Consider the following 12384-nt stretch of genomic DNA (forward strand, 5'->3'; position numbering starts at 1 on the left):
ATCATGTTTTTGGAATTGTAAAATTAATAAATAAATTCTGTAATTAATTGTTGACAAATGTTAAAAATTTTATTTTAACGTTTTTGGGATTAAACAAACTGGTATTGCTTCCATTTTATGCTTGTTGCTGGTGTTTAATCTTTTATAAATTTCAAAGACAGATTTTTCTCTCCCATTAAAGTCATCCGCCGTTTTTCCTGACTCCGCGGCAAGCATCGCCCATTCCAGTTCGTCGTAACTTGCGCCTAACTGATCTTCGTCGGTTCTGTTATCTCCAAAAAGTCCATCTGTTGGAGCAGCTGTTAAAATTGAATTTGGAATAGTTAAAAATTCACCCAAAGCATAAACATCAGATTTCATTAAGTCAGCAATTGGGCTCAGGTCAACACCGCCGTCACCATACTTTGTATAGAAACCAACACCAAAATCTTCCACTTTATTCCCCGTTCCTGCTACTAAAAACCCGTGAATACCAGCTAGATAGTACAAAGAAGTCATTCTTAAACGTGCTCTGGTATTGGCTAGTGATAAATTAACTTTTGTTGAATCTTTTGTAGTTGGCACAGCTGCCTTAAAAGCCTCAAAAGTGTCAGTTAGATCAGTTTGTACACTTGAAACATTTGAAAAACGTTTTTTTAATTGCTCAATGTGTTCTCTTCCTCTTGTTACCTGACTTTCAGCCTGATGGATCGGCATTTCGACGCATAAAACCTGTAAACCTGTCTGTGCACATAGGGTAGAAGTCACTGCAGAATCAACTCCGCCTGAGATTCCGATTACAAAACCGCTTACTTTTGCATTAGCAGCATAATTTTTTAACCATTCAACAATATATGTATTTACTTTTTCTGTCTGAATTGTGCTTTTTTTAGCCATAATAGTTCAAGTTTTAAAATGCAGGGATGTATATTTGCAGAATTATTTTTTTAAGTAGAAAAGTACTTAAATTCCAGCAACACAAATCTAAATAAAATAAAATGAAAATTTATCGCTTTGTAGTGGTTCTGTGCTTGTTTTTTTTGTCTTGTGACCAAAAAACAAAGGTTGAAAAAGAGGTTGAAGAAATCCCGGTAGATATTAAAGTAGAACGTTTTGATAAAGCATTTTTTGAAACTAAACCTGAAGATCTTGCTAAAATAAAAAAACAATATCCATACTTTTTTCCTGGTAACGATGATAACGTCTGGCTTCAAAAAATGAAAGAGCCAATCTGGAGAGAAGTTTACGAAGAGGTACAAAAAAAATACAGCAACTTTGAACCTGTTCGTGAGGAATTCAATGAACTTTTTAAGCATGTAAAATATTATTTCCCAAAAACTAAAATACCAAAGGTTGTTACCGTAATTGGAGAAATGGATTATAATGCAAAAGCAATTTATGCAGATAGTCTTGTTGTTGTTGCTTTAGAACTGTATTTAGGTAAGGATCATAAATTTTATGAATTTCCGGCATATATAAAATACAATTTTGAAGAAAAACAAATTATGCCAGATGTAGTTTCGAGTTTTACATACCGAAATATTCCAGCTTATCCTGATAAAAACCTGGTTTCTCAAATGATTTTTGAAGGAAAGCAATTATATGCTAAAGATTTGCTTTTGCCCAATTATACAGATGCAGAAAAAATAGGTTACAAACCTGAACAAATAAAATGGTGCGAAGAAAATGAAAGTTATATGTGGCGTTATTTTCTTGAAAACGAAATGTTGTACAGTTTAGACCCTAAATTAACAACACGATTTATAGCACCGGCCCCATTTTCTAAATTCTATTTAGAAATTGATAATGATTCTCCAGGAAGGGTCGGCGCCTGGATTGGATGGCAGATTGTTCGTTCGTATATGAAAAACAACAATGTGCCGCTGTCAGAATTATTAAAAGTGAATGCAAAAGAGATTTTCGAAAAGTCAAAATATAAACCTAAGAAATAATGTCAAATACAATACAATCAGAAATTAAATTTAATGTCGAGTTAGACGAAAACCGTGTTCCGGAAAAATTAACATGGAGCGCACAAGATGGAGGAGTTCATGCCGAAGAAGCAAAAGCTATAATGTTATCAATTTGGGACAGTAAAGCACAGGAAACAATGCGTATTGATTTGTGGACAAAAGATATGCCGGTAGACGAAATGAAAATTTTTTTCCACCAGACTTTAGTTGCAATGGCTGATACTTTTAAGCGTGCAACAGACGACGAAAAAATGTCGGATACAATGAAGGATTTCTGTGATTACTTTGCAGAGAAACTGGAATTAACGAAGTAGTAGTTTTAAATTCCAATAAAAAAATCCCAAATTCCAATTTTAAAGTTGGAGTTTGGGATTTTTTATATTTTAAAATTTAATCTTTTTATTGGAATTTACCTCCTTAAATCGAATCTAAAAACCCGCTGTTACTTTTAAAAACCTCCTGATTTACTTCATCTATGTAAGTCAAAAGCTCTTCTTTTCCAATAGATTCTGTAGATGAGGTTACAAAATACTGCGGCATTTCGGCCCAGTTATTGGCATACATCTGTTTGCGGTAAGCGGCAATATGCGAATCAACTTTTACTTTACTGATTTTATCAGCTTTGGTGAAAATAATGCAAAACGGAATTTCGCTTTCTCCCATATAAGACATAAATTCAATATCAATTTTTTGAGCTTCATGGCGAATATCAATCAAAACAAAAGCGCAGACTAGCTGCTCTCTGTTTTCAAAATAATCCGTAATAAACTGCTGGAAAATTGATTTTGTTTTTTTTGAAACTTTAGCATAACCATAACCCGGTAAATCGACTAGAAACCAATTATTGTTGATTTTAAAGTGATTTATCAGTTGTGTTTTTCCTGGTCTTCCAGATGTTTTTGCTAAATTTTTATGATTGGTAATCATGTTAATCAATGATGATTTACCAACGTTTGATCTGCCTATAAATGCGTATTCCGGCAGAAAATCTTTCGGGCATTTTGATGCATCAGAATTACTGACAATAAATTCGGCGGTATTAATTTTCATATTCTTGGTTTTTAAAACCTCCTTAAAATCGAAAGTTAGATGCTATAATTTCTGCTCGGTAAGCCATTTTTCAAGAATTTCATTAAATTCCTGAGGATGTTCCATCATAGCGGCGTGTCCACATTTGTCAATCCAATACAAAGTTGAATTTGGCAATAATTTATCAAATTCTTCGGCAACATTTGGCGGCGTTACTGAGTCATTTTTACCCCATATAATGCAGGTTTCAACTGTCATTTTTGGTAAATCTTTAGCCATATTATGGCGAATAGCGCTCTTTGCAATTGTTAACGTTTTAATCAATTTGATACGATCGTTAGCCGTTGCGTATACTTCATCAATAAGTTCAGGAGTAGCAATTTTTGAGTCGTAAAATACATCTTCAGCTTTCTTTTTGATGTACTCATAATCACCTCTTCTTGGATAACTGTCTCCCATTGCACTTTCGTAAAGACCAGAACTTCCGGTGATTACAAGTCCGGCTACTTTTTCAGGATATAATTTTGTGTGGTACAATGCAATATGTCCTCCCAATGAATTTCCTAATAAAATAACCTTGTCAAAACCTTTAAAAGTGATAAAATCCTTAACGTATTTAGCGAAGCTTTTTACATTCGTTTTTAAAATGCTTTGTGTGTATATTGGCAAATCCGGGATAACGACTTTATATCCTTTCGTTGGGAAATATTCTGCTACACCATCAAAGTTACTAAGGCCTCCCATTAACCCGTGTAAAATTACAATAGGGGTTCCTTCGCCAGCTTCAAAATAGCTGTATTTGCCTTCTTTTTTGTAGTTTTTGTCCATCTAGTTTAATGCCAATTTCAATTTCGACAAATATAGGGTTTAATAAATAAAAATGAATTTTTGCTGCCATTTTTTAACTACATAATTTTAGTCGAATATATAAGTGTTTAAAAATCAGCTTTTAGAGTGTTTTTTGTGATAATGTATAAATGTTAAAATCATTGCATAATAATTACTTTTTTAAGAGAAATACTATATAATTTTTGTAATTGTTAAAAGAATTGATCTGTGAACTGATTAATGTCTAAAGTGTTGATTTGGCAATAATTAAATAAGGTGGTAGAAATGTGGTTAAACTTATTAACAAAGTGGTATTTAGTGGTAATATGTGGTAATTTTTTTTATATTTTTGCTGTATAACATGTTAAGTGGTTTTTCTTGAACACAATTGTAGGAACATATGAGTGTAAAGTCGATGCTAAAGGGAGGTTAATGATACCTGCACCGCTTAAAAAGCAATTGGCTTCTTCTCTTCAGGACGGTTTTGTCTTGAAGCGCTCTGTTTTTCAGCAGTGTCTGGAGTTGTACCCAATGGAGGAGTGGAATTTGATGATGGCGAAAATTAACAAGTTGAATCGTTTTGTGAAAAAGAACAATGACTTCATTCGCAGATTTACTGCTGGCGTAAAAGTGGTAGAAATTGATGCATTAGGAAGATTGTTAGTGCCAAAAGATTTGGTGGCTTTTTCTGGTATTGCTAAAGATGTAGTATTCTCATCTGCGGTTAATATTGTAGAGATTTGGGATAAAGATTTATACGAAAAATCAATAAGCGGCGAAGATATGGATTTTGCAGATTTAGCCGAAGAAGTAATGGGAAATATTAATGACGACGACAATGGAATATCATAATCCGGTTTTACTTCATCCAACAGTTGATGGTTTAAATATTAAGCCAGACGGCATTTATGTAGATGTAACGTTTGGCGGCGGCGGTCACTCAAAAGAAATTTTGAGACGTTTAGGGCCAAACGGAAAGCTATTCGCCTTTGATCAGGATGAAGATGCTTTAGCAAATGCCCTGCCGGACGAAAGGTTTACTTTGATTAATGAGAATTTCAGATTTATAAAAAGATTTCTTCGTTTTTATGGTGTTAAAGGTGTAGATGGAATTTTAGCAGATTTAGGAGTTTCATCACATCAGTTTGATGTTCCGGAAAGAGGTTTTTCAACCCGATTTGATGCAGGGCTGGATATGCGGATGAGTCAGAAAAATGATTTAAATGCTTATCGTGTGGTTAACGAATATGAAGAACAGGATTTACGTCGTGTTTTTTTTGATTATGGGGAGTTGAAAAATGCACCGGTTTTAGCAAGAACTATTGTAGAAGCAAGAAGAGATTATCCAATTAAAACGACAGATGAATTAAAAGACGTTTTGAAGAAATTTTTACCTGAAAAAGTTCGAAATAAAATATTGGCCCAGATTTATCAAGCTATTCGAATTGAAGTAAATCAGGAAATGGACGTTCTAAAAGAATTTATTGAGCAATCGTTAGAGATTCTTAATCCGGGCGGAAGACTTTCAGTAATCTCATACCATTCTTTAGAAGACAGGCTGGTAAAAAGATTTATTAAAAACGGAATGTTTGAAGGAGAGCCTGAGAGAGATTTTTACGGGAATTATTCGGTACCGTTTAAAACAATAGGAAAACTGATTGTTCCTGATGATGCTGAAATCAAAATCAACAACAGAGCAAGAAGCGCAAAATTGAGAATTGCCGAAAAGATATAATATATATAGGTAGAAAAAATGAAAGGTGGAGTATTCAGCATATTAAAAGCAAGATTTCTAATAAACGATGACGCAGTAAAAAACTGGAGGTTCATTGTTTTTATAATTCTGCTGGCTATTTTGATGATTGCAAATACCCAGCGATACGAACAAAAGGTTTTTGAAATCGCAAAATTGAATAATGAAGTAAAAGAACTGCGATCTGAATTTGTAGATCGACGTTCAGAACTAATGAAATTAAAAATGGAATCGACGATATCAGATAAAATGCAGGAAAAGCAAATTTATCCATCGACAGTTCCTCCAACAAAAATAGAAGTTAAAAAAGAAGAAGAAAAAAGTTTCTTTAAAAGAATATGGCAGTAGACGATAAACATATATCCTACAGAATTTACCTTGTAGCAGTTTTCATCTTTTTGATGGCAATTGCTATTGTTGTTAAATTAACCAATATTCAATGGGTTGAAGGAGATTATTACAGAAAACTGGCAAAACAGCGTACTGTTAGAAATTTTGTAATTCCGGCAAACAAAGGAAATATTTATTCTGCAGATGGAAGTTTACTGGCAACATCAATCCCGAATTACGAGATTCGTTTTGATGCTAAAGCACCAAAAACAGAAACTTTTGAAAAACATGTAAAAGCATTATCAGATTCTCTGGCTACTATATTAGATAAACCGGGAAGTTATTTTCAAAAAGAATTAAGAAAAGCCAGACAAAACAAAAACCGATATTATTTAATTGCCCGCAATTTAAGTTATACCGAATATGTAAAAATTAAAGGTTTTCCATTATTCAATTTAGGGGCTTTTAAAGGCGGAATTATTGTAGAACAGGAAACGGTTAGAAAACATCCGATAGGGAAAATTGCCGAAAGAACAATTGGTTACGACCGTATTGATCCGGCAACCGGAATTGAAGTTGGAAAAGGAATTGAATGGGCTTTTAAAAGTTATTTAAACGGAAAAGACGGAAAAATCCTAAAACAAAAAATTGCAAAAGGACAATGGAAACCAATTCGAGATTTAAACGAAGTGGACCCAATTGATGGTTATGATGTTATTTCGACAATAGATGTTTTTATTCAGGATATTGCGCATCATGCTTTATTAAAACAACTGGAAGATTACGAAGCAGATCACGGCTGTGTGGTAGTTATGGAAACAGAAACAGGCCATGTAAAAGCAATTTCAAATTTAGGAAGAGCAGAAGATGGGTCGTATTATGAAACCACAAACTATGCGATTGCAGAATCTCATGAACCGGGATCGACTTTTAAACTAGTTGATTTAATGGCAATTTTAGAAGATAAAGTAGCCGATACAAGTACAGTTTTCGATAGTCACGGAGGTCAGGTTAAATATTACGGGCGAGCTGTTAATGATTCGCATAAAGGTGGTTATGGGAAAGTTTCATTAGCCCGCGGATTTGAACTTTCGTCAAATACAGTTATGGTTCAGGCGGTTTATGAAAATTACAAAAGTAATCCGTCTAAGTTTGTGAATCATATTAATAGTTACGGATTAAATAAGACATTAGGATTGCATTTTAAAGGAGAAGGAAGACCGTATATTCCACAGCCTGGAGACAAACATTGGTCAGGAACAACGCTTCCGTGGATGGCTTTTGGATATAATGTTTCAGTTACACCAATGCAGACTTTGGCATATTATAATTCAGTTGCCAATAATGGTGTAATGGTAAAACCGCAATTTGTTTCTGAAATTAAAGAGTGGAACAAAACCATCAAAAAGTTTGATGTTGAAGTTATAAATCCAAGAGTTTGTTCGCCGGAGACCATTAAAAAACTAAAAGCAGTATTGCTGAATGTGGTTAAAAAAGGAACAGGTTCTAAATTGTATTCGAAAGATTTTTCGATGGCAGGAAAAACAGGAACGGCTCAGATGAATTATGGAGGAAAAGAAGGAAAATCAGCATTATATTATGCGTCTTCTTTCGTTGGATATTTTCCGGCAGAGCATCCAAAATATTCTTGTATTGTAGTAGTTCATAAACCAAATACATCAAAAAACAATTATTACGGAGCAGACGTTGCAGGGCCGGTTTTTAAAAGAATTGCCCAAAAAATATTTACAGACGCGCCGTCAACAAATAAAATTAAACAACTGGATTCTAAAATTGCAAAACAGGAAAGCAGTTATGATAAGTATGATGTAGAATCAAGAAAAAAATCAAATGCAATTCCTAATTTAAAAGGAATGCCGGGAATGGATGCTGTTGCTTTGCTTGAAAATCTTAATGTAAAAATTAAGGTAAAAGTAATAGGAGTAGGAAAGGTGAAAAAGCAATCTATTCAGGCAGGAGAAAAAATTATAAATAAAAACACAACAATAGTATTAGAATTATCGTGAAAATACTAAAAGACATATTATATAAAGTGGCTATCGAATCTGTAATAGGTTCGACAGAAATTGGTATCCATAAAATTGAATTTGATTCCCGAAAAGTAGAGTTAAATGATATTTTTGTTGCCATTCGCGGTTCATTATCTAACGGGCACGATTATATCGAAAAAGCGATTCAGTTAGGTGCAAAAGCTATTATTTGTGACACACTTCCTCAAAATATTGAGAAAGAAGTAACCTATATTCAGGTAAAAGATACCAATACAGCATTGGCTTTTATTGCGTCTAATTATTTTGAAGACCCATCTTCAAAACTAAAATTAGTAGGCGTAACCGGAACAAACGGAAAAACAACAATTGCATCATTATTATTTCAATTGTTTCAAAAAGCAGGATTTAAAGTTGGTTTATTATCAACCGTAAAAATCATGGTTGATAATACAGAATATCCTGCAACGCATACAACGCCAGATTCAATTACAATCAATCATTATTTAAATGAAATGATCGAAGCTGGAGTTACGCATTGTTTTATGGAAGTAAGCTCACACGGAATCCATCAAAAACGTACAGAAGCTTTGCATTTTGTGGGTGGGATTTTCACGAACCTTTCGCACGATCATTTAGATTATCATCCAACTTTTGCAGAATACAGAGACGTAAAAAAATCATTTTTTGATTCGCTGCCAAAAACAGCTTTCGCATTATCAAACATCGATGATAAAAACGGAGCTGTAATGCTGCAAAATACTGTTGCAAGAAAGTTTACATACGCTCTAAAATCATATGCTGATTTTAAAGCAACAATTTTAGAAAGCCAATTGTCTGGTTTATTGTTAAAAGTAAACGACAATGAAGTTTGGGTAAAACTAATTGGAACTTTTAATGCATATAATGTTTTGGCTATTTACGGAACTGCAGTTGAGTTAGGTTTAGATAGTTTGGAAGCATTGCGTTTACTGTCTGATTTAGAAAGTGTTTCAGGACGTTTTCAATACATCGTTACCGATTCAAAAATAACAGCAATTGTAGATTACGCGCACACGCCGGATGCTTTAGAAAATGTTCTAAAAACGGTTGATGATATCCGTACAAAAAACGAGCAGTTGATTACAGTTGTAGGCTGCGGTGGAAACAGAGATAAAACAAAAAGACCAATTATGGCAAAAATTGCAACAGATCTTAGCGATAAAGCAATTTTAACATCAGACAATCCAAGAAACGAAGATCCTGAAGTGATTCTGGATGAGATGGAACAAGGTGTAGAAGCTCATAATTATAAAAAAATATTGAGAATTACAGATAGAAAACAAGCTATTAAAACCGCTTGTCAATTGGCGCAGCCAAATGATATTATTCTGATTGCCGGAAAAGGGCATGAAACCTATCAGGAAATAAATGGTGTCCGCCATCATTTTGATGATATGGAGACTGTAAAAGAAATTTTAGAACAACTAAGAAAATAACAAAATAAAAATTCCAAATTCAAAATCCAATATAACGTTGGAATTTGGGGTTTACCCCGAGGCTTCGGGATTGGAATTTAATTCAAAATTGGAATTTAAAAAATAGAAAAATATGCTATACTATTTATTTGAATATTTTGACAAAACATTAGATTTACCTGGAACAGGAGTATTCCAGTATATCACATTTAGATCGGCATTGGCATTTATGCTTTCATTGCTTTTGTCAACTATTTATGGTAAAAGGGTGATTAACTTTTTGCGTCGCCAGCAAGTTGGGGAAACAGTTCGTGAACTTGGTCTTGCAGGTCAAAACGAAAAAGCTGGTACACCAACAATGGGAGGATTAATAATCATTTTTGCCACATTAATTCCGGTTTTCTTATTTGCAAGACTGCACAATATTTATATCGTGCTGCTTATTGTAACTACGTTATGGATGGGAACTATTGGTTTTGTGGATGATTATATCAAAATATTCAAAAAAGACAAACAAGGACTAAAAGGAATTTTTAAAGTAATTGGTCAGGTTGGTCTTGGGATAATTGTTGGAGCAGTTCTTTATTTTAATCCAGCTGTTACAGTAAGAACAGATACGGTAAGAACAGATGCATTTAAAACAAATTTAAGTACAACGGTAGTTTTGCCTGCTCCAATTGAAGAAAAATCGACAGCAACTACAATTCCTTTCGTAAAAAATAACGAATTTGATTATGCCGAAGTGTTGTCATTTATGGGAGAAGGATATGAAAAATGGGCTTGGTTAGTATTTATTCCAGTCGTAATTTTTATTATCACTGCAGTTTCAAACGGAGCTAATTTAACAGATGGAATCGATGGTCTCGCGGCCGGAACCTCCGCAGTCTCGGTACTCGCACTTGGAATATTTACATTCGTTTCAGGAAATATTATTTTCTCAAACTATCTCAATATAATGTATATCCCCAATTCGGGAGAAATGACCGTTTTTATATCTGCTTTTGTTGGAGCTTTAATTGGATTTCTTTGGTATAATTCATTTCCGGCATCCGTATTTATGGGAGATACAGGAAGTTTGACCATTGGAGGAATCATTGCTGTTTTAGCCATTGCAGTTCGTAAAGAAATATTGATTGTTTTATTCTGCGGAATTTTCCTTGCCGAAAGTGCTTCGGTAATTATTCAGGTAACTTATTTTAAATATACGAAGAAACGTTTTGGCGAAGGCCGAAGAGTTTTCCTGATGTCACCGCTGCATCATCATTACCAGAAAAAAGGATATCACGAAAGTAAAATTGTGACCCGTTTTTGGATTGTTGCCGTAATGTTAGCCATTTTATCAATTGTTACATTAAAATTAAGATAGATGAGATTAGTGGTATTGGGCGGAGGAGAAAGCGGTGTTGGAACCGCGATCCTAGGTAAAAAGCAGGGATACGATGTTTTTGTATCCGATTTTGGAAAGATAAAAGAAAGCTATAAAGAAGTTCTTATCATTAATAAAATTGCCTGGGAAGAAGAACAGCATACTGAAGAGTTAATTCTGAATGCTGATTTGGTAATGAAAAGTCCGGGAATTCCAGAGAAATCTCCAATAGTTAAAAAGTTGATTGAAAAAGGAGTTAAAGTGATTTCGGAAATCGAATTTGCCGCTCCTTATACGGAAGCAATGACAATTGGAATTACCGGAAGTAATGGTAAAACAACTACCACAATGCTGACGTATCATTTGCTTAAATCGGCCGGACTCAATGTAGGCTTGGGAGGAAATATAGGAAAGAGTTTTGCCTGGCAGGTAGCCGAAAATAAATTCGACGCATACGTTCTTGAATTAAGCAGTTTTCAGTTAGACGGGATTATAGATTACAGACCGGATATTGCCATAATAACGAACATCAGCCCGGACCATTTAGATCGATACGAATATAAATATCAAAATTATATCAATTCAAAGTTCCGAATAACGATGAACCAAACCGAAAGTGATTATCTCATTTATGATGGAGATGATGAGGCAAGCACAGAATGGTTAAAGAATAATAAAACAAAAGCAAAATTAATTCCTTTTTCATTGACGAAATCATTTGATGAAGGAGCTTCTATAAATAACAACAAAATGGAAATAAAGATCAACCAAGAAGAGTTTACAATGGAAACAGAATACATTGCGTTAGAAGGAAAACATAATATGAAAAACGCAATGGCAGCAAGCTCTGTAGCAAAATTGATGCAAATTAGAAATGCAACGATTCGTGAAAGTTTATCTAATTTTCAAGGTGTTGAACACCGTTTGGAAAAAGTATTAAAAATCCAGAATGTACAATACATCAACGATTCAAAAGCAACAAACGTAAACGCTACTTTCTTTGCATTAGACAGTATGAATGTTCCAACCGTTTGGATTGTGGGCGGGGTTGATAAAGGAAACGATTACAACGAATTAATGCCATTGGTTCGTGAAAAGGTAAAAGCTATTATATGTCTAGGAGTTGATAACCATAAAATTATTAATGCTTTTGGTGATGTTGTTGATATTATGGTTGAAGTGAACAACATGAACGACGCTGTAAAAACAGCCCAAAAATTAACAGAAAAAGGCGACGCCGTTTTATTGTCTCCAGCCTGCGCAAGTTTTGATTTATTCGAAAACTACGAAGATCGTGGAAAACAATTCAAGCAAGCGGTTCACAATTTATAATTTTAGATTTTAGATTTTAGATTGGTCTGAACTTTTGAAATATAGATTGCAAATATTTAAGTTCTTTTTGATGATGACGACGGATGAAATGAAGTTGAGAACAAAAAAGTTCTCTTTGAGTGTAATTGATTTAGCAGAAAAATTACCTGGTACATATATTGTAAAAGTAATTGCAAATCAAATTGTGAGAAGTGGTACATCTGTTGGAGCAAATTATCGAGCAGTTTGCAGAGCGAGAAGTGATAAAGAGTTTATTTCGAAAATGAATATAGTTTTGGAAGAATCTGATGAAACTCTATTTGGTTAGAAATTATAAAAGAAAAAAAAT

The 12384-nt window shown here is 33.9% G+C and carries 13 protein-coding genes; 10 read left to right on the top strand and 3 right to left on the bottom strand.

The features are described from left to right. Positions 1 to 69 precede the first annotated feature (69 nt). A complete protein-coding gene (gene nadE / locus AABD74_RS08745) occupies positions 70 to 876 on the bottom strand; it encodes an NAD(+) synthase (protein ID WP_406845270.1) in 807 nt (268 codons plus the stop codon). 101 nt (positions 877 to 977) lie between these two features. On the opposite strand from nadE, the gene gldB reads away from it, so the two are divergent. Together gldB and gldC are read left to right on the top strand one after the other, a co-directional pair. After that, positions 978 to 1931 carry a gliding motility lipoprotein GldB gene (gene gldB / locus AABD74_RS08750; protein ID WP_406845271.1) on the top strand — a complete coding sequence of 318 codons (954 nt, stop codon included), beginning with the start codon at positions 978 to 980 and terminating at the stop codon, positions 1929 to 1931. Next, the gene (gldC, locus tag AABD74_RS08755; protein WP_232681615.1) at positions 1931 to 2266 is read left to right on the top strand and encodes a gliding motility protein GldC; all 336 of its coding nucleotides are present in this window, start codon (positions 1931 to 1933) and stop codon (positions 2264 to 2266) included. Before gldB ends, gldC begins: the two co-directional genes overlap by 1 nt. A gap of 103 nt (positions 2267 to 2369) precedes the next feature. Here the strand turns inward: gldC and yihA are convergent, their stop codons facing one another. Next, positions 2370 to 3002 carry a ribosome biogenesis GTP-binding protein YihA/YsxC gene (yihA, locus tag AABD74_RS08760; protein ID WP_232681616.1) on the bottom strand — a complete coding sequence of 211 codons (633 nt, stop codon included), beginning with the start codon at positions 3000 to 3002 and terminating at the stop codon, positions 2370 to 2372. A 42-nt stretch (positions 3003 to 3044) separates the two neighbouring features. Beyond that, complete coding sequence (locus AABD74_RS08765; protein ID WP_232681617.1) at positions 3045 to 3809, bottom strand: alpha/beta fold hydrolase; 765 nt, start codon at positions 3807 to 3809, stop codon at positions 3045 to 3047. 378 nt (positions 3810 to 4187) lie between these two features. On the opposite strand from AABD74_RS08765, the gene AABD74_RS08770 reads away from it, so the two are divergent. The 8 genes from AABD74_RS08770 (at position 4188) to AABD74_RS08805 (ending at position 12363) form a co-directional block, all read left to right on the top strand. Beyond that, positions 4188 to 4661: a division/cell wall cluster transcriptional repressor MraZ gene (locus AABD74_RS08770; RefSeq protein ID WP_406845272.1), complete on the top strand. Its 474-nt coding sequence runs from the start codon at positions 4188 to 4190 to the stop codon at positions 4659 to 4661. After that, positions 4636 to 5544: a 16S rRNA (cytosine(1402)-N(4))-methyltransferase RsmH gene (gene rsmH / locus AABD74_RS08775; protein ID WP_406845273.1), complete on the top strand. Its 909-nt coding sequence runs from the start codon at positions 4636 to 4638 to the stop codon at positions 5542 to 5544. Before AABD74_RS08770 ends, rsmH begins: the two co-directional genes overlap by 26 nt. 18 nt (positions 5545 to 5562) lie before the next feature. Continuing rightward, positions 5563 to 5910: an FtsL-like putative cell division protein gene (locus tag AABD74_RS08780; RefSeq protein WP_232681621.1), complete on the top strand. Its 348-nt coding sequence runs from the start codon at positions 5563 to 5565 to the stop codon at positions 5908 to 5910. Then, positions 5901 to 7919, top strand: a complete 2019-nt coding sequence (locus tag AABD74_RS08785) for a penicillin-binding protein (RefSeq protein WP_232681622.1) — start codon at positions 5901 to 5903, stop codon at positions 7917 to 7919. The genes AABD74_RS08780 and AABD74_RS08785 overlap by 10 nt, the downstream gene beginning before the upstream one ends. Next, positions 7916 to 9379 (top strand): UDP-N-acetylmuramoyl-L-alanyl-D-glutamate--2,6-diaminopimelate ligase, encoded by a 1464-nt coding sequence (locus AABD74_RS08790; RefSeq protein WP_406845274.1) that lies wholly within the window; start codon positions 7916 to 7918, stop codon positions 9377 to 9379. Before AABD74_RS08785 ends, AABD74_RS08790 begins: the two co-directional genes overlap by 4 nt. Before the next feature lie 112 nt (positions 9380 to 9491). After that, positions 9492 to 10724 carry a phospho-N-acetylmuramoyl-pentapeptide-transferase gene (gene mraY, locus AABD74_RS08795; protein WP_232681624.1) on the top strand — a complete coding sequence of 411 codons (1233 nt, stop codon included), beginning with the start codon at positions 9492 to 9494 and terminating at the stop codon, positions 10722 to 10724. Beyond that, positions 10725 to 12056: a UDP-N-acetylmuramoyl-L-alanine--D-glutamate ligase gene (murD, locus tag AABD74_RS08800; protein WP_406845275.1), complete on the top strand. Its 1332-nt coding sequence runs from the start codon at positions 10725 to 10727 to the stop codon at positions 12054 to 12056. Positions 12057 to 12126: 70 nt separating this feature from the next. Next, complete coding sequence (locus AABD74_RS08805; protein WP_232681626.1) at positions 12127 to 12363, top strand: four helix bundle protein; 237 nt, start codon at positions 12127 to 12129, stop codon at positions 12361 to 12363. Positions 12364 to 12384: the final 21 nt, after the last annotated feature.

Source organism: Flavobacterium soyae, assembly GCF_045348165.1.
Lineage (GTDB): Bacteria > Bacteroidota > Bacteroidia > Flavobacteriales > Flavobacteriaceae > Flavobacterium > Flavobacterium soyae.

What these genes read in the sequence shown, in the direction of transcription:
- gldB (WP_406845271.1), top strand. Translation starts at nt 978, where the DNA reads ATGAAAATTTATCGCTTTGTAGTGGTTCTGTGCTTGTTTTTTTTGTCT.
- AABD74_RS08805 (WP_232681626.1), top strand. Translation starts at nt 12,127, where the DNA reads ATGATGACGACGGATGAAATGAAGTTGAGAACAAAAAAGTTCTCTTTG.
- AABD74_RS08780 (WP_232681621.1), top strand. Translation starts at nt 5,563, where the DNA reads ATGAAAGGTGGAGTATTCAGCATATTAAAAGCAAGATTTCTAATAAAC.
- AABD74_RS08765 (WP_232681617.1), bottom strand. Translation starts at nt 3,809, where the DNA reads ATGGACAAAAACTACAAAAAAGAAGGCAAATACAGCTATTTTGAAGCT.
- nadE (WP_406845270.1), bottom strand. Translation starts at nt 876, where the DNA reads ATGGCTAAAAAAAGCACAATTCAGACAGAAAAAGTAAATACATATATT.
- AABD74_RS08785 (WP_232681622.1), top strand. Translation starts at nt 5,901, where the DNA reads ATGGCAGTAGACGATAAACATATATCCTACAGAATTTACCTTGTAGCA.
- rsmH (WP_406845273.1), top strand. Translation starts at nt 4,636, where the DNA reads ATGACGACGACAATGGAATATCATAATCCGGTTTTACTTCATCCAACA.
- murD (WP_406845275.1), top strand. Translation starts at nt 10,725, where the DNA reads ATGAGATTAGTGGTATTGGGCGGAGGAGAAAGCGGTGTTGGAACCGCG.
- yihA (WP_232681616.1), bottom strand. Translation starts at nt 3,002, where the DNA reads ATGAAAATTAATACCGCCGAATTTATTGTCAGTAATTCTGATGCATCA.
- mraY (WP_232681624.1), top strand. Translation starts at nt 9,492, where the DNA reads ATGCTATACTATTTATTTGAATATTTTGACAAAACATTAGATTTACCT.
- gldC (WP_232681615.1), top strand. Translation starts at nt 1,931, where the DNA reads ATGTCAAATACAATACAATCAGAAATTAAATTTAATGTCGAGTTAGAC.